Annotated in this window: 17 protein-coding genes; 9 read left to right on the top strand and 8 right to left on the bottom strand. The window is 59.9% G+C overall.

What is annotated here, in order from left to right; all coding sequences use genetic code 11:
* Positions 1–3 precede the first annotated feature (3 nt).
* From C8N42_RS08460 to C8N42_RS08450, 3 genes are all read right to left on the bottom strand, one after another.
* Positions 4–1,497: an ArnT family glycosyltransferase gene (locus tag C8N42_RS08460; protein WP_170109251.1), complete on the bottom strand. Its 1,494-nt coding sequence runs from the start codon at positions 1,495–1,497 to the stop codon at positions 4–6.
* A 10-nt stretch (positions 1,498–1,507) separates the two neighbouring features.
* Positions 1,508–2,977: an ArnT family glycosyltransferase gene (locus C8N42_RS08455; RefSeq protein WP_107816125.1), complete on the bottom strand. Its 1,470-nt coding sequence runs from the start codon at positions 2,975–2,977 to the stop codon at positions 1,508–1,510.
* Positions 2,978–3,044: 67 nt separating this feature from the next.
* Positions 3,045–3,743, bottom strand: a complete 699-nt coding sequence (locus C8N42_RS08450; RefSeq protein WP_107816124.1) for a glutathione S-transferase N-terminal domain-containing protein — start codon at positions 3,741–3,743, stop codon at positions 3,045–3,047.
* Positions 3,744–3,896: 153 nt separating this feature from the next.
* Between C8N42_RS08450 and mscL the strand changes: the two genes are divergently transcribed.
* The 6 genes from mscL (at position 3,897) to C8N42_RS08420 (ending at position 10,420) form a co-directional block, all read left to right on the top strand.
* On the top strand, positions 3,897–4,325 hold the full coding sequence (gene mscL, locus C8N42_RS08445; RefSeq protein ID WP_107816123.1) for a large conductance mechanosensitive channel protein MscL: 429 nt from the start codon (positions 3,897–3,899) through the stop codon (positions 4,323–4,325).
* 184 nt (positions 4,326–4,509) lie between these two features.
* A complete protein-coding gene (locus C8N42_RS08440) occupies positions 4,510–4,968 on the top strand; it encodes an Lrp/AsnC family transcriptional regulator (RefSeq protein ID WP_107816252.1) in 459 nt (152 codons plus the stop codon).
* A gap of 99 nt (positions 4,969–5,067) precedes the next feature.
* A complete protein-coding gene (locus C8N42_RS08435) occupies positions 5,068–6,024 on the top strand; it encodes a GAF domain-containing protein (protein ID WP_107816122.1) in 957 nt (318 codons plus the stop codon).
* A 138-nt stretch (positions 6,025–6,162) separates the two neighbouring features.
* Entirely contained in the window at positions 6,163–7,683 is a 1,521-nt protein-coding gene (gene adh, locus C8N42_RS08430; RefSeq protein WP_107816121.1) for an aldehyde dehydrogenase, read from the top strand.
* Positions 7,684–7,838: 155 nt separating this feature from the next.
* On the top strand, positions 7,839–8,207 hold the full coding sequence (locus C8N42_RS08425) for a DUF779 domain-containing protein (protein WP_107816120.1): 369 nt from the start codon (positions 7,839–7,841) through the stop codon (positions 8,205–8,207).
* A 221-nt stretch (positions 8,208–8,428) separates the two neighbouring features.
* Positions 8,429–10,420: a DEAD/DEAH box helicase gene (locus C8N42_RS08420; protein WP_107816251.1), complete on the top strand. Its 1,992-nt coding sequence runs from the start codon at positions 8,429–8,431 to the stop codon at positions 10,418–10,420.
* Between the two features lie 98 nt (positions 10,421–10,518).
* On the opposite strand, the gene rpsU is transcribed toward C8N42_RS08420, so the two are convergent.
* Entirely contained in the window at positions 10,519–10,725 is a 207-nt protein-coding gene (rpsU, locus tag C8N42_RS08415; protein ID WP_058263026.1) for a 30S ribosomal protein S21, read from the bottom strand.
* A 122-nt stretch (positions 10,726–10,847) separates the two neighbouring features.
* On the opposite strand from rpsU, the gene C8N42_RS08410 reads away from it, so the two are divergent.
* Complete coding sequence (locus C8N42_RS08410) at positions 10,848–11,558, top strand: COQ9 family protein (protein ID WP_107816119.1); 711 nt, start codon at positions 10,848–10,850, stop codon at positions 11,556–11,558.
* A 2-nt stretch (positions 11,559–11,560) separates the two neighbouring features.
* A complete protein-coding gene (locus tag C8N42_RS08405) occupies positions 11,561–12,544 on the top strand; it encodes an NAD(P)H-quinone oxidoreductase (RefSeq protein ID WP_107816250.1) in 984 nt (327 codons plus the stop codon).
* Between the two features lie 55 nt (positions 12,545–12,599).
* Here C8N42_RS08405 and C8N42_RS08400 read toward each other — a convergent pair whose 3' ends face one another.
* Both C8N42_RS08400 and C8N42_RS08395 read right to left on the bottom strand, forming a co-directional pair.
* Entirely contained in the window at positions 12,600–13,049 is a 450-nt protein-coding gene (locus tag C8N42_RS08400; RefSeq protein ID WP_107816118.1) for a Dps family protein, read from the bottom strand.
* A 113-nt stretch (positions 13,050–13,162) separates the two neighbouring features.
* Positions 13,163–13,804 carry a ribonuclease T2 family protein gene (locus C8N42_RS08395; RefSeq protein ID WP_107816117.1) on the bottom strand — a complete coding sequence of 214 codons (642 nt, stop codon included), beginning with the start codon at positions 13,802–13,804 and terminating at the stop codon, positions 13,163–13,165.
* A 142-nt stretch (positions 13,805–13,946) separates the two neighbouring features.
* On the opposite strand from C8N42_RS08395, the gene C8N42_RS08390 reads away from it, so the two are divergent.
* Positions 13,947–14,675, top strand: coding sequence for a DUF1013 domain-containing protein (locus tag C8N42_RS08390; RefSeq protein WP_107816116.1), 729 nt, complete (start codon positions 13,947–13,949; stop codon positions 14,673–14,675).
* Between the two features lie 59 nt (positions 14,676–14,734).
* Here C8N42_RS08390 and recR read toward each other — a convergent pair whose 3' ends face one another.
* Positions 14,735–15,328, bottom strand: coding sequence for a recombination mediator RecR (recR, locus tag C8N42_RS08385; RefSeq protein ID WP_107816115.1), 594 nt, complete (start codon positions 15,326–15,328; stop codon positions 14,735–14,737).
* Between the two features lie 16 nt (positions 15,329–15,344).
* Positions 15,345–15,689, bottom strand: a complete 345-nt coding sequence (locus tag C8N42_RS08380) for a YbaB/EbfC family nucleoid-associated protein (protein WP_107816114.1) — start codon at positions 15,687–15,689, stop codon at positions 15,345–15,347.
* Between the last annotated feature and the right edge of the window lie 7 nt (positions 15,690–15,696).

Raw genomic sequence — 15,696 nt, 5'->3', positions numbered from 1 at the left:
CGCCTATTGGGCGCCGTTTTTTAGTTGGATAATGAAGTAGGGCACGGTTTTCGTGACCTCTGGCGGCTCGAAGCGATAGGGCAGGGTTGCGGTGAAATGCTGAGGTATGCCGATCACGCGGGAGGCCACGTTGTATGTCTGCAATACAGCCTCGGCACGGGCGGGTTCATCCGTGTTCACAACAACGAGACAGGAGACGCTCTCGGGCACGCTGCGCTCCGGTTGCGCGGGCAGGGCGAGCCAGTCGGGGCGATGATATTTCAGATTGCCGAGGAAGTAATAACCCATGGAGTCGAAAGCGATGGATGAGCCCGGGGCACAGTGGCTCTCGATTTCATCGGCCAGAAGGTCGACCCGCATGGAATCCGATCCCGCCCCGCGCAGCCGGATGTCGGCCATAGCGGCAATCAGAAGCAGAGCGAGAACCGCGCAAAACCGCATGATATTGCGGCTGGCGCGGGTGGAGAGTGCGGTGCCTCCCCGAACCATAAGCCCCACTGAGAGGGGAATGAGGGCGGGAAGCAGCCAGCGCGCCTGAACGTCGCTGGTGCCGGAGATGACGATTCCGCCGAGCGAGAGCAACAAGCCCAGAAGACCGGCGCGGATGAGCCACGGCCCGATGCCCAGATCGTCTCCAGTGCTGCTCAGCGTCTTGCGTGCGGGTAGCCAGGCGAAGAACAGCGTGAGGAGGGTCAGGAGCAGCGCCAGAAGGCTCTGGGTGACGAACTCCGTGAGACCTTGCTGACGCGGGGACAGAGTGGACTCGTTGGAGTAATAGTAGAATTTCCGGGTGGAGGAGAGAGCCTGATCCATATGCGTGACGATCCAGCCATAAGGCAGGATGAGCAGCAGACCCGCGAGAACAAGGCTGATCAGCGCTTCGCGGCGCCACAACGCGGCACGCAGCTCCGGATGCCAGAAGGCGGCCAGAAACAGCGTCAGCGGGAAGAGCCAGAAATTGTATTTCGACAATCCGCCTGCCGCGAGAAGAAAGCCAAAGACGATCCAGTGCCAGAACCGCGGCGAGCGCCATTGTCGTATCAAAACCCAGAAGCACCACGACATTGCCGCCAGCATCGCAATGGTGTGAGAGCCAGCGCGTTGTCCTTCCCACGACAGGTTGGGCAAAAGCAAAAGCCCCAGCGTGCCCAGAATCGACAGACGCACGGGGAGTTTCTGCCGTAGCCCAACATAGGCACCCGCATAGGTCAGACAGAGCAATCCGTTCTTGGTTGCGGTCAGCGCGAAGGTGTTGACGCCAAAAAGTTTGAACCCCGCCGCCTGAAGCCAGTTGAACAGTGGCAATTGCGGTCCGTAACCAAGCCGGAAGTCGCGCGCCATCGCGATCATTTCGGCCTCGTCCATCTCGAACGATCCGCCAAGGGCGGTGCGCAAAATCGTCTGGACCATGAAATACCCGAGCACGAGGCCGAGAAAAATACGGTCCTGTGTGGGCTCTGACATCGAAGTAAAGCGAGGGGCGGAGGTCATGGCCATCTGGCTATCTTCATTGCTTATGTGCGTATCGGTAGTAAACCGACAGTGTTGCATCGCTGTGATGTGCGGGCAGTTCGATATGTTCCCGCGGTTCGAATACGGCCGTTTCGATCCCGTTCCAGCCGACAGATACAGCCCGCGCGACGAGGTCTTCGTCATAGCGGCTCACGAAGAGCACATGCGGGGCGTCCCTGTCCTGCATGGAGGTGGGCAGGGTCGAGGCGATATCCCAATCCGGGCGCAGCAAGGCCAGATTGCCACCGAGGTAAAACCCGCTGACAATCACCGTGTCGGGAGGGAGTTTCAAAGCCTCGATATGCTGCGCCAGACCTTCGAAGTCGAAATCGCGCCGGGCACCGTCCTTGTAGCGGTCATGGGCCAGCCCGGCGAACACGCCAACGGCGAGCAGGGCCAGGGAGAGGGTGAAGGCGATGGTCGCCTTGCGGCTGATACGCTGTGCAAGCGTGAGATAGATCGCAAGGACAAGCGGAATGACGATGGGAAGCAACCAGCGCGTGGTCACCTTGCCTGCGCCGGAGAACCACACCACCGCTAATCCGACGACCATGCTCAACAGCGCCATGCGCAGCATCAGCCCGGGGAGCCAGGGGGCTGTGTTCTGGTTTCGTGAGGCTTTGCGCGAGAGCAGATGCATGACACCTGCAACGATCAAGGGCAACATCAGCAGTGCGACGAGACCGCCGAGATACTCGATGACGCCTTCGGGAAGAAGTGCCGTCGGAGATTCATCCAACTCGAACTTATGCGCTGAGGCCATGGCAAGCCGTGCGTTAGCCTGCATCCAGAGATAGGGGCCGATACAGAATGCGGCGGCCATGACCGGCACGATCAGGGCACGAGGGCTGCGCAAAGCCTTTCGCGGTTCGGGCATGGTCAGGGCGACCAGCACCAAAGCGGCAGGTACCACCCAGTAGTTGTATTTGGAAATCCCACCGATCCCGACCGCCAGTCCGAGCCAGATCCAGTCGCGCCAGCGTCCGGTGCGCATCACCCAGAGAAAGCCTGCGAACGTGCCGGAAATGGCTGCGAGCATGGCGTTCGAATGGGTGGTGATCCGCTCCGCTTCCCATGCGATGTCCGGGATGAGGAACAGCGACAGGCTGGCGATGGCAGCCTGCTTTGCGGGCAACCAGGCCCGCAGCCCGACAAAGAGCAGGGCAAATGTGGCCCAGAGCATGAAGTGTTTGAGAAAGGTGATGCCGAACAGCGTCTTGCCGAGAATCGCGAAGACACCGACCTGAAGCCAGTTGTAGAACGGAAGCTGTGGGCCATAGCCCCACTGCATTCCGGGCGTCATCATGAGCATCTCACCGTCATCTGCCTCAAGACCGCCACCCATTGCCAGACGTTGAACGATCTGCAAAACGTAATAGGCGGTGATCGCAAGGAAGAAGAGGCGGGTGACGCGGGTCTCGGCGGCTTTTGAGACGCCGGGCTGATGTGAAATGGCCTGTGTCATCGGTAATTTTGCCTGAACAATCTGAGTGGCGATATGCTATCCGGTGACACAGGCAGGGTCCATGGCGTTATTCCGGTCGTGCGGGGATGTTTTTTGCGCGCTGGACCGCCGGGCGGGCATAGAAGCGCTCGACATAGGCGGGGACGTTTTTCAACGCGTGATAACCGACAACCTCTTTCGCGCCGTAGAATTCAAGTGCGTTGAGCCAGGGCGCGATGGCCATATCGGCGATGGAATAGTCGCCCATGATCCAGTCGCGACCTTTAAGACGCTGTTCCAGCACGTTCAGCAGGCGCTTTGTCTCGTTGATGTAGCGCTCGCGTGCGGTCGGGTCTTCCATCTTCGCGCCTGCGAATTTGTAGAAAAAGCCGAGTTGGCCGAACATCGGCCCGACACCACCCATCTGGAACATCAGCCACTGGATTGTCTCGTAGCGCGTCTTCGGGTCTTTCGAGAGGAATTTGCCGCTCTTCTCCGCCAAATAGATCAGGATCGCTCCGCTCTCAAAAAGCTCGATCTGTTCGCCATCCGGCCCGTTCGGGTCGATGATTGCGGGGATCTTGTTGTTCGGGTTGAGCGACAGGAACTCGGGGCTTTTGACATCAGCGTCTGCGAGCGTGACGAGATGCGGTTCATAGTCGATCCCCATCTCTTCGAGCGCTGTGGAAACCTTGACTCCATTGGGAGTCGGGAAGGAGTAGAGCTGGAGCTTTTCGGGATGATGGGCGGGCCAACGGGCGGTGATCGGGTGATTGAGAAAGGCCATAGGTTTTCCATGATAACGGTTCGACTTGCGCCATAACTTATGGCGTTCCGATGGGAAAAAAAGCATTCCGCATGTGCGGCTCTGTGCTATGCAATGTGCATGACCGTGTCCGGAGAGGTGCGGTGTTCAGTGGGATAGAAGTGGAACCTCAAAATGCTTAAAGAATTCAAAGCGTTTATCGCCAAGGGCAATGTCATGGACATGGCCGTCGGGATTATCGTTGGCGCGGCCTTTACCGCGATCGTCAAATCCATGGTCGATGACCTGATCAACCCGATCATCGGGATTTTCACCGGTGGGCTCGACTTCACGAACCGTTATTTCGTGATTTCCGGCGAGGTTGCGCCGGGCACCTCCCTTGAGGCTGCGCGTGAAGCCGGGGCGTCGATTTTTGCCTATGGCTCCTTCATCATGGCGGTGATCAACTTCCTGATTATTGCTTTCGTGGTCTTTATGCTTGTCCGGTATGTCAATAAGGTGAAATCTATGGCCGAAAAACCGGAAGAGATCGTTCCGGAGGTTCCTGCCGGGCCATCCGAACTCGACGTTCTGCTCGAAATTCGTGACTCTCTGAAGAAGTAAGAGCGACAAGAACAATGAAAGGTCCGCAGTCGGGAGACCGCGGACCTTTGTGCGGTGTGCTGCACCGCAAGGGACACATCTCCATTCTACGTGACGTTTCGCGATTTCCGCCGCTCTTGTCCTGACAAAATAATCGTGGGAGATTGTTGCGTGCATGCTTTCCAATGCGGGAGAAGATGGCGCGATGACCAAGCTTGACGACACGGATCGCCGTATTCTGCGAGTTTTGCAGCGTCGCGGTCGGATTTCCAATGCCGATCTGGCACAGGAGGCCAATGTGTCGAGCTCGGCCTGTCACCGGCGGGTGCAGCGGCTTGAGGCAGAGGGGATCATTCGCGATTATGTCGCTTTGCTCGACCCGCGGGCGCTCGATCGGCGCAGCACTGTGTTTGTCGAGGTGACGCTGACCAGTCAGGCGGACGATATTCTGGCCGCCTTCGAGAAGGCCGTGCGCAATGTCCCGGATGTGCTCGAATGTCACCTGATGGCGGGCAAGGCGGATTACATCCTCAAGGTGGTGGCCGCCGACACCGACCATTTCGCCGAGGTGCACCGCCAGCTCGTGCGCCTTCCAGGCGTGCAGACCATGCAATCCTCCTTTGCCATGCGCACCGTGTTCAAGACCACGGCCCTGCCTGTCTGAGGGGCGGTCTGAGGCTGCATTTGCAGGATCACGATTTGGCGAATGTGCCTGACCCATGGTAAGCCTGTCGGACGTCGCGTTTGGGAGGAGGCGGCCAGGATGCGCACAAACCACGCTGAACACATCATTTCTACCGTCGAATCGGGCTCCGTAGGCACGCGTCTGACGGCCAGTTGGCGGCGGTCTTTGCAAAAACACGGGCTCGATCCGAGCCGCGATCCGGGGCCGCGTCGCTTCTCGGATGCGGAGATCGCCGAACGCCGTGCCCGGCTGGAGGGCTTCATGGGGCTTGCCGCGCCCAAGCTCGATCAATTGTTCCAGATGGTCGGCAATACCGGCTGTTCCGTGTTGATGACGGATCGCGACGGAGTGGTGCTCGACCAGCGCTCGAAGGATGCCGATGCGGATATTTTTGAGGCCTGGGGGCTTTGGACCGGGGCGGACTGGTCGGAGGAGGCCGAGGGAACCAATGGGATCGGCACCTGCATCACCGAGGCGCGCGCTTTGACGATCCATCGCGACGAGCATTTCATGAGCCGCAACACGGCGATGTCCTGTATGGATGCGCCAATCTTTGGCCCCGACGGGGAGCTGATCGCGGCGCTGGATGTCTCGTCCTGTCGTGCCGATCAGACCGAAGCTTATGCCCGCCTCATCGCTGGTGTCGTTGCCCAGACCGCGAAACAGATCGAGACCGAGGCGTTTCGCGCCGCCTATCCCAAAGCCCGGATCATTGCTGCCCCGGAAGAGCGCCCCGAAGGGGCCGTGCTTCTGGCGGTGGATCAGGACGACCTGATCGTCGGTGCGACCCGTGCGGCACGGCGTGCCTACGGGCTGGGCTTTGGCCGTCAGATCGCGCCGCGCCCGGCCTCCGATATTCTTGGACGTGACGATTCCACCTCTGCTCTGGAACGAGCCGAACGCGCGGCGCTCAAGCGGGCGATTGCACGAGCCGGGGGGAATCTCTCGGCTGCGGCACGCGAACTGGGGATCGGGCGTGCGACGCTTTACCGGCGGATGAACCGGCTCGGTCTGAGCGACAGCGGCGCAAATTGACCGGAACCTGTCTCAGAGGTGAGACATTGCCGCGTTGCAGCGTCGGTGTGCGGGGGTTGCCCGGCACTTATGTGAGCGGTCACATTTCCTCTCATAGCGTGACGTGGAGGACGTCATGCCCAAATGAGGAGGAACTCAATGAACGTTCAGGCCGAGGCAAGCGCACAATACGCTTCCCCTTTTAAACCCCGCTATGACAACTTCATCGGCGGCAAGTTCACCCCGCCTGTGAACGGCAAATATTTTGACAACACGACCCCGATCACCGGTGAGAAGGTCTGTGAAGTCGCCCGCTCCGATGCTGCCGATATCGAACTGGCGCTCGACGCCGCCCATGCTGCACGCGAAGCCTGGGGCAAGACCTCTGCGGGGGAACGCTCCAACATCCTGCTGAAAATCGCTGATCGGATCGAGGAAAACCTCGAACGCATCGCGACCGCCGAGACCTGGGACAACGGCAAACCGATCCGTGAAACCATGGCGGCGGATATTCCGCTCTCCGTGGACCATTTCCGGTACTTCGCCGGCGTTCTGCGGAGCCAGGAAGGCACCATGTCGGAGATCGACGAGGACACTGTGGCCTATCACTTCCACGAACCGCTCGGCGTGGTGGGGCAGATCATCCCGTGGAACTTCTCCATCCTGATGGCGGCGTGGAAACTGGCGCCTGCGCTGGCTGCGGGCAACTGCATCGTGCTGAAACCGGCGGAACAGACCCCTGCGGCGATCATGGTTCTGATCGAATGCATCGCCGATCTTCTGCCCGATGGGGTTCTGAACATCGTCAACGGTTACGGTGCCGAAGTGGGCGCACCGCTTGCCCGGTCCTCGCGCATTGCCAAGATCGCCTTCACCGGCTCCACCGCGACCGGTCGGATGATCATGCAATACGCCACCGAGAACCTCATTCCGGTGACGCTTGAGCTTGGCGGTAAATCGCCGAACATCTTCTTCTCCGACGTGATGGCTGAGGATGACGCCTATCTCGACAAGGCGGTCGAAGGGTTTGTGCTGTTCGCCTTCAACCAAGGCGAGGTCTGCACCTGTCCGTCGCGTGCGCTCATTCAGGAAGACATCTACGACGCCTTCATCGAACGCGCCATCGCCCGCGTGAAAGCGATCAAGCAAGGCGACCCGCGCGACATCAACACCATGGTCGGCGCGCAGGCCTCCGCCGAGCAGCAGGAGAAAATCCTCTCCTATCTGACCATCGGTCGCGAAGAGGGCGCCGAAGTTCTGGTTGGTGGCGACGCGGCGCGGTTTAACGGCGACCTGGCGGGCGGCTATTACATCCAGCCGACCATCCTGAAAGGTCACAACAAGATGCGCGTTTTCCAGGAGGAAATCTTTGGTCCGGTCGTTTCCGTAACCACCTTCAAGGACGAAGAAGAAGCGCTCCATATCGCCAATGACACGATGTATGGCCTCGGGGCCGGTGTCTGGACCCGCGACGGGACCCGCGCCTACCGTTTCGGTCGTCACATCGAGGCGGGCCGTGTCTGGGTCAACAACTACCACGCCTACCCGGCCCACGCGGCTTTCGGGGGCTATAAACAGTCCGGCATCGGGCGCGAGACCCACAAGATGATGCTCGACCACTACCAGCAGACGAAAAACATGCTCGTCTCCTACAACCCGAATAAGCTCGGTTTCTTCTGAGCTTAACCGCCTGCGGGGCGCGTGATCTCCTCCCCCTATAGGGCCACGCCCCGCACCCTTCCGTCCGATATCCGGAAGCATGACGCTTCGCCGATGCAATAGAAGCTCATGGCGGGGTGTTTGTGTCTTATGAAACGATGCTCAGGAAGTTTGCCATGCCCGTTGAACGTGTGATCGCCACAGAGGCCGCCCTTGATCTTCTGTCCGAGATCGTCGCCGAGCACGGTCCTGTTGTATTTGTTCAGTCCGGCGGCTGTTGCGATGGCTCCTCGCCGATGTGCTACCGAAAGGGCGACTACCTGATCGGGATGCGCGATGTGAAACTTGGCGAAGTTGCTGGCGCCGAGGTTTGGGTTTCCGCCGCACTTTTCGAGATTTGGAAACACAGCCAGATGATCCTCGATGCGGGTCCCGGCCATGGTGCGGGGTTTTCGCTCGATACCGGACGGGGCAGGTGTTTCCTGTCGAAAGCGCGGGTGTTTACGGATGCGGAATGGGAGAAGATTGGGAATATAGAGGTCTGACGTCCCGCTGTTGCCAATCCTTTCCCACGCGTTAACCTTAAACTGATTAACCTTAACGCGAGGTCGCGGCGGGATTAGCCCCTTCTTCTTGGGGAAAATACTCAAACAATGGTGTGGACCGAGATGCAGTCCTCTCCACGACCTGTGGACTCCTGCCAACAAACCCGCTAAAGGACGCTATCTTGCGCCTGTGTTTGGGCGCCCATACGGATTTTCCCCTGATGCTGACGCCTCTCTCCGACGCCCTCGCCGAGCGCGGGTTCGATACTCTGACCGACGTGCAAACTGCCGTCACCGCCCCCGAGCTTGCGGAGGCGGATCTTTTGGTATCGGCCCAGACGGGGTCGGGCAAAACCGTGGGCTTCGGTCTCGCTATTGCGTCAACGCTTCTGGGTGAGGCGGATCGTTTCTATCATGCGGGGAACCCGCTGGCTCTTGTCGTGGCCCCCACCCGCGAGTTGGCGATGCAGGTTGCCCGCGAGCTGGGATGGCTTTACGCCAAGACCGGTGCGCGGATTTCGACCTGTATCGGTGGTATGGATGCACGTACCGAACGGCGCAGTCTTGAGCGCGGCGCACATATCGTTGTCGGCACGCCGGGGCGGTTGCGCGACCACATCACGCGCGGGGCTCTGGATTTGTCGGACATTCGTGCCATCGTGCTGGATGAGGCGGATGAAATGCTCGATCTCGGGTTCCGCGAAGATCTCGAATTCATGCTGGGTGAAGCGCCGGAAGAGCGGCGCACGCTTTTGTTCTCGGCCACGGTTTCGAAATCCATCGCCGAGATTGCCAAGACGTATCAACGCGATGCCGTGCGTGTCACCACGATCAGCGAGCGCGAACAGCACAGTGACATCACCTATCAGGTGATCCAATGTGCCCCCCGCGATGCCGAGCACGCGATCATCAACCTCTTGCGCTATCACGACAGTCAGACCTCCATCGTCTTCGCCAACACCCGAGCCGCCGTGGCGCGTCTGACGGCGCGGTTCTCGAACCGAGGCTTTGCCGTCGTAAGCCTGTCGGGTGAGTTGTCGCAGGACGAACGTAGCCATGCATTGCAGGCGCTCCGCGACGGGCGTGCGCGGGTTTGTGTGGCCACCGATGTGGCGGCGCGGGGCATCGACTTGCCCAATCTGGAACTGGTGATCCATGCCGATCTGCCGACCAACACCGAAGGGTTGCTGCACCGCTCCGGACGGACCGGGCGGGCCGGGCGCAAGGGGATTTCGGCTCTGATCGCACCGGATAACATCTCGAAAAAGGCCGCGCGCCTGTTGAAATGGGCCAAGATCGAGGCGGAATGGACCCATGCGCCGACCGCCGAAGAAATCCTTGCGCTTGACGAGAGCCGGTTGATGGACGATCCGGCTTGGGAGGCGGAATTGTCCGAGGATGATCAAGCCTTTGCCGCGAAACTCCTTGAGAAATTCAGCCCGGAGCAGGTGGCCGCCGCCTGTCTGCGCCTTTATCGCGCGGGTCTTTCCGCGCCGGAGGAATTGAACGTCCACACCGACAAACGTCCGCAGGATGCGCGCGCCGCTTTCGGGCCGTCGAAATGGGTGTCCCTGTCGGTCGGGCGTGATGGCAATGCGGAGCCGCGCTGGCTTCTGCCGCTCTTGTGCCGCGCTGGCAATCTTGAGAAAGCGCAGATCGGCAAGATCCGGATGCAGGACACGGAAACCTTCGTGGAATTGCAGGAAGCCGCGCTGCCCGGTTTTCTCGATCGACTTGGGGCGGGCAATGTACTTGAGGATGGGGTCACCGTGACCGCGCTTGAGGGCGAGCCCGCGATGCAAGGCGGGCGGCGCAGCCCTGCGGGGAGACCGCAAAAGGCGTTCCGGCCCAAGGACAAGCCGCGCTTCGAGAAGCCGCGCGGCAACACCTCCGCCGAGGAGTATATGAGCGAGAGGGTTCCGCAAGAGCGCCCCAGAGCCGATAAGCCGAAATTCGAAAAACCGAAGTTCGAGAAACCGGCTCGCAAAGAGCGCGATGATACGGTCCATGCGCCAGCAAAACCGCGCAAGCCCCGGCATGGCAGTGAGGGCGGCAAGCCCAAGGCGAAATTCCACAAGGATGGCAAGCCGGGCGGTAAGCCCACGGGTAAACCGGGTGCGAAACCGGAAGGTAAATTCAAGCGCCCCGGCAAACCCAAGCCACATCGCAAAGGCGTCAGAGGCGGGGATGCCGTGCCACGCCGTAAGGGCTGAGCACAGAAAGCCAAAAACAAACCCCCGGAGCGTAAGCTGCCGGGGGTTGTATTTTTATCTGTCCCGAAGGACCGTTCGAAACGTCGAACTCGCTCTAATTAGAGCATGCCTTCGCGCTGAGCTTTTTTACGAGCCAGCTTGCGGGCACGGCGGACGGCCTCGGCCTTCTCGCGCGCTTTCTTCACGGACGGCTTCTCGAAATGTTGTTTGAGCTTCATTTCGCGGAAAACGCCTTCGCGTTGAAGTTTCTTTTTCAGTGCCCGGAGGGCCTGATCGACGTTGTTGTCACGAACGCTAACCTGCATGTGGTGTCACCACCTTCCTAAGTTAGATTTGCAAAAATTGCAGGAGGTGGCCGTATAGCAAAGTCATCCTAGCTTGTCTACTATGCGGCTCAACCAGCCCGCGTTTAACAGAGGACAAAGACATGCCAGGCACCGCTTATCCCGATCCGACCCGTGAAAAGCTGCTCGATGCGGCGTTGATCCATGTGGTTTTCGACGGTTGGGGGCCACAAACCTTCAAGGCGGCAGTGGCTGATTCGGGTGTCTCAGAGGCCTTGGCCAAGGTGGCCGCGCCGCGTGGATCGGTCGATCTCGCGGCGGCGTATCACAAGCGCGGCGACCGGGAAATGCTCCGCGAACTGGCCGAGGCCGATATGTCGGCAATGCGCTTTCGCGACAAGATCGCCCATGCTGTCTGGCTCCGGCTTCAGGTTGTGGATCGCGAAGTGGTGCGCCGGGGCATGTCGCTGTTCTCCCTGCCGCATCTTGCCCCGGAAGGGACGCGGTTGGTCTGGGAAACGGTGGATGCGATCTGGACCGCGCTTGGGGACACGTCCGAGGATGTGAACTGGTACACCAAACGCGCGACGCTGTCGGGGGTGTTTGCCTCGGTCGTCCTCTTCTGGCTGGGCGATGATAGCGAGGGCTTCGTGGATACCAAGGCCTTTCTCGATCGCCGCATCGACGATGTGATGCAGATCGAAAAGGCCAAGGCGACTGTGCGGGAGAACAAGACGCTTTCGGCGATGTTCGCGCTGCCCAATGCGGTTTTGTCTATGGTCAAGGCGCCTGCGGGCGCACGCCGCCCTGATGTGCCCGGCACTCGGAAAAACGGTGCGGAGATGTCGCAATGAACCTGCCCGAAACGATGCGCGCCGTGGAAATTTCCGAGCCCGGTGGGCCGGAGGTTTTGAAGCTCTGCACCCGTTCCGTGCCGAAACCCGCCGCGGATGAGATTGTGATCAGGGTGGCTTTTGCCGGTGTGAACCGCCCCGACGCATTGCAACGCGCGGGGCTCTACAATCCGCCGCCGGGGGCCTCCGATCTTCCGGGGCTGGAGGCTGCGGGGGAGGTCGTGGCCGTGGGCGTTGCGGTCAGTGACTGGGCTGTCGGAGATCAGGTCTGCGCGCTGCTGCCCGGCGGTGGTTACGCGGAATATGTCGCGACCCCTGCGGCCCATGCTCTGCCGGTGCCGAAGGGGATGTCTCTGAAAGAGGCGGCCTGCCTGCCGGAGACATTCTTTACGGTCTGGTCGAACGTGTTCATGCGCGGCGGTTTGCAGGCCGGGGAACGCTTTCTGGTGCATGGCGGCTCGTCCGGGATCGGGACGACGGCGATCCAGTTGGCGCGGGCCTTTAGCGCACGCGTCTTTGTGACTGCCGGTTCGGATGAGAAATGTAAAGCCTGCGAAGCGCTTGGGGCGGAGCGTGCAATCAACTACCGCGACGAAGATTTCGTCGAAGTGGCGAAGGCCGAGGGCGGAATGAACCTGATCCTCGACATGGTGGGTGGGGCGTATTTCCCGCGCAACCTCAAGGCCTTGGCGACAGAGGGGCGGCTGGTGAACATCGCTTTCCTGCAAGGCGCGAAATCCGAGGTGAATATTGCTCAGGTCATGCTCAAACGCCTGACGTTTACGGGATCGAACCTGCGCCCGCAGTCGAATGAGGCCAAGGCCAAGATCGCCGAGGCGCTCATGGCAAAGGTTTGGCCGCTGATCGAGGCAGGGCAGATCGGTCCGGTGATGGACAGCACCTATGCGCTGGAAGATGCCGACAAGGCCCATGCGCATATGGAAAGCGGTGCACACATAGGCAAGATCGTTCTCGATATGAGTTGAGATGAAACGGCCCGCCAAAGAAGGCGGGCCATCTGTCTTTCGGGCTGTGTCGCCGTTATTTCAGCAGGCTTCGCATCATCCAGAGCTGTTTTTGATGATATTCGAGCCGGTCGGCAAGCATGCCGGAGGTTACATCGTCGCCTTGCTCATCGGCCAGTTCAATCCCGGCTTTGAGCGTTTCGCCAATGGTCTCATAATCCTTCACCGTCTCGCGCAGCATGTCTTCGGCGGAAAGCTGTCCTTCAGTTTCCGTGACAGAAGCAAGGGCGGCGAATTGAGCGTGTGTGCCCGGCGCATATTCTCCCAAGGCGCGAATGCGTTCGGCCAGATCGTCCATCGCAGCGGCGAGGTCGGTATATTGCTCTTCGAACATGGCATGCAGGCTGATGAACTTCGGCCCTTCCACATTCCAGTGAAAATTATGGGCTTTCATATAGAGCATATAAGTGTCGGCCAATACACGTGCGACGGCGTCGGAGCAGGCTTTGTTGCTTGTGACGGTCATGGTGTCCCCTTTCGTTTCGTCATGGCCCCTATGGGCGATAAGGGAACTGAAACATATATCTCTTATATCGAATATGAGGGAGATCAAAATCCGTCTGTGTGTTCGTGCACAGGTTATTTGATGCTTTGCAAAAGCGCATTGTCGAGTGTGCAGTCCCGGATCGTATCGGTGCCGCAGCGGCGCGGTTCCAGATCGCGGGTGAGACAGATGCGAACCTCCTGAATGCGGGAGGATTTGCAGGTGACGGTGATCTCATTGGCGTCAAGATCGGGGTTGTCGCGCAGGAAGGCTTCCTCGATGACGGAGGCGGGGAGCTTCACGTCGTCCCTGAGTTTGCGAAAGACTTCCGGGCGGGTGATCTTTTCATAGGCCAGACGCGAGAGGTCGAAAAAATCCCGCGACGACAGACCGGAGCAGCGACCGTGTTTCTTCCATTGATACCATGCGGCCCCCGACGTGCCCATGATGTCGGCCATGGCGGCGGTTTCGCGTTTCGACGGGTCATGGGCGGTGGTGTTGCAATAGGACGGCCAGCCGCGCTCATATTGCGGCCAGAGACCATGGAGAACCCAGCCGAAATCCTGATCGCATTGCGGCGAATTCCGGGCATCGCCTTCGAGGGCGCACCATGTCGGCGACCAGGACAGCGAGAGAACGTAATAATCGAAATCGCCTGCCTGTTCGCCATCTGCAAGGGCAGGGGCGGTCCAGAGCAGACTCAGTCCGACAAGTACGTTCACGATCCGTTGACGCATTTTCTCTTTCCTCCGATTGCGATCCGCACTATACAGCGGCGAAGTTCCCCGACAACGAGAACCGTCCCCACTCGGGGAAAGCCCTTTCAGGCGACGGGAAAATTGTATCCGGGGAAAGCCGCATTTTTAAGGAGTGTGACCCATGGCAAAACCGATTATGGCGAAAGCCACCGCCGTCTGGCTGGTCGACAACACCACGCTGAGCTTCAAACAGATCGCCGATTTTTGCGGTCTGCACGAGCTTGAGGTGCAGGGCATCGCCGACGGGGAAGTCGCGGGTGGCGTGCGCGGGTTCGATCCGATCGCCAACAACCAGTTGACCGCCGAAGAAATCAAGATTGCGGAGGAAAACCCGTTGCACCGGCTGAAGCTCAAGTTCAACGCCGCCGCCCAAGGCGAAGAGAAACGCCGTGGCCCGCGCTACACGCCGCTGTCCAAACGTCAGGACCGTCCGAATTCGATTCTCTGGCTGGTGAAATTCCACCCGGAGTTGTCCGATGGTCAGATCGCGAAGCTGGTGGGCACCACCAAGCCGACGATCCAGTCGATCCGCGAGCGTACCCACTGGAACATTGCGAACATGCAGCCGATCGACCCGGTGGCGCTTGGCCTGTGCAAGCAGTCCGAACTGGATGCCGCCGTTCAGAAAGCTGCGAAGAATCGTGAAGCGGCGATGACCGACGATGAGCGTCGCAAGCTTCTGTCGACCGAGGATTCTCTTGAGATGGATACGGAGCCGAAGATTCCGACCGCAATCGCGGGCCTGGAGACCTTCTCGCTTTCCGCCGATGACGAGGAGAAAGAGGAAGATCTGCCGGATGCCGACAGCTTCTTTAACCTGCCGGACAATGACGACGAAGACGACGAGTAATCGCCGCGTCGGACGAGATAAGAGACCCGGGGCCTGAGGAGGCTCCGGGTTTTTTTGTATTAGAGACTTTTGCGGGCAGTGAGGGCGGCGGTGATCGTGCCGTCGTCGAGATAGTCGAGCTCGCCACCGACCGGCACCCCTTGGGCCAGAGAGCTCACCGTGCAGCGCCCGGAAAGCTCGTCGGCGATGTAATGCGCGGTGGTCTGACCATCGACCGTGGCGCCAAGCGCAAGGATCACTTCGCGCACCTGCTCATCGCCCACGCGGGTGACAAGCGCGGGAATGCGCAGGTCCTCCGGGCCAATGCCGTCGAGCGCCGAAAGAGTGCCGCCAAGCACATGGTAACGCCCTTTGAAGACGCCTGCGCGCTCCATCGCCCAGAGATCGGAAACATCCTCGACCACGCAAATCTCGCCATTGGCGCGACGCTCGTCGGCGCAGATGTCACAAAGATCGCCGGTGCCGATATTGCCGCAGCGAACGCATTCGCGGGCATTGTCGGCGACCATTTGCATGGAGTGTGCGAGCGGCTGCATCAGTCGCCCGCGTTTCTGGATGAGATGCAGAACGGCACGGCGTGCCGAACGGGGGCCCAGCCCCGGCAAACGCGCCATGAGATCAATGAGATCTTCGATATCCTGCCGACCGCTCACTCTCGTGTTCCCGGCCTCAGAACGGCAGTTTGAAATCGGCGGGCAGGCCAAGCCCCTCGGTCAGCGCCTTCATCTCGCTCTCGGCCTTGTCAGAAGCTTTCGATTGCGCGTCCTTGATCGCGGCAAGGATCAGGTCCTCGACCACTTCCTTTTCAGACGGTTGGAAAATCGACGGGTCGATGTCGAGGCCGGTGAGCTGACCTTTTGCGGTGGCCGTGGCCTTCACAAGCCCCGCTCCGGATTCGCCGGTTACGGTCATGGTTTCGAGCTTTTCCTGAAGCTCGGCCATATCCTTTTGCATCTGCTGGGCTTTTTTCATCATCCCGGCCATATCGCCGAGACCGCCAAGGCCTTTTAACATCTCTTGT

This window comes from Celeribacter persicus (genome assembly GCF_003050785.1).
Lineage (GTDB): Bacteria > Pseudomonadota > Alphaproteobacteria > Rhodobacterales > Rhodobacteraceae > Celeribacter > Celeribacter persicus.
Note: the sequence above shows the minus strand (reverse complement) of the source record. Positions and strands in the feature narration are given on the sequence as shown.

Bases quoted from the DNA above. Each gene is read 5' to 3' on its own strand.
- rpsU (WP_058263026.1), bottom strand. From the start codon at position 10,725: ATGCAGGTTAGCGTTCGTGACAACAACGTCGATCAGGCCCTCCGGGCA.
- C8N42_RS08395 (WP_107816117.1), bottom strand. From the start codon at position 13,804: ATGCGTCAACGGATCGTGAACGTACTTGTCGGACTGAGTCTGCTCTGG.
- C8N42_RS08455 (WP_107816125.1), bottom strand. From the start codon at position 2,977: ATGACACAGGCCATTTCACATCAGCCCGGCGTCTCAAAAGCCGCCGAG.
- C8N42_RS08440 (WP_107816252.1), top strand. From the start codon at position 4,510: ATGACCAAGCTTGACGACACGGATCGCCGTATTCTGCGAGTTTTGCAG.
- C8N42_RS08435 (WP_107816122.1), top strand. From the start codon at position 5,068: ATGCGCACAAACCACGCTGAACACATCATTTCTACCGTCGAATCGGGC.
- C8N42_RS08410 (WP_107816119.1), top strand. From the start codon at position 10,848: ATGCCAGGCACCGCTTATCCCGATCCGACCCGTGAAAAGCTGCTCGAT.
- C8N42_RS08450 (WP_107816124.1), bottom strand. From the start codon at position 3,743: ATGGCCTTTCTCAATCACCCGATCACCGCCCGTTGGCCCGCCCATCAT.
- C8N42_RS08400 (WP_107816118.1), bottom strand. From the start codon at position 13,049: ATGACCGTCACAAGCAACAAAGCCTGCTCCGACGCCGTCGCACGTGTA.
- C8N42_RS08460 (WP_170109251.1), bottom strand. From the start codon at position 1,497: ATGGCCATGACCTCCGCCCCTCGCTTTACTTCGATGTCAGAGCCCACA.
- C8N42_RS08425 (WP_107816120.1), top strand. From the start codon at position 7,839: ATGCCCGTTGAACGTGTGATCGCCACAGAGGCCGCCCTTGATCTTCTG.
- mscL (WP_107816123.1), top strand. From the start codon at position 3,897: ATGCTTAAAGAATTCAAAGCGTTTATCGCCAAGGGCAATGTCATGGAC.
- C8N42_RS08420 (WP_107816251.1), top strand. From the start codon at position 8,429: ATGCTGACGCCTCTCTCCGACGCCCTCGCCGAGCGCGGGTTCGATACT.
- C8N42_RS08390 (WP_107816116.1), top strand. From the start codon at position 13,947: ATGGCAAAACCGATTATGGCGAAAGCCACCGCCGTCTGGCTGGTCGAC.
- adh (WP_107816121.1), top strand. From the start codon at position 6,163: ATGAACGTTCAGGCCGAGGCAAGCGCACAATACGCTTCCCCTTTTAAA.
- C8N42_RS08380 (WP_107816114.1), bottom strand. From the start codon at position 15,689: ATGTTAAAAGGCCTTGGCGGTCTCGGCGATATGGCCGGGATGATGAAA.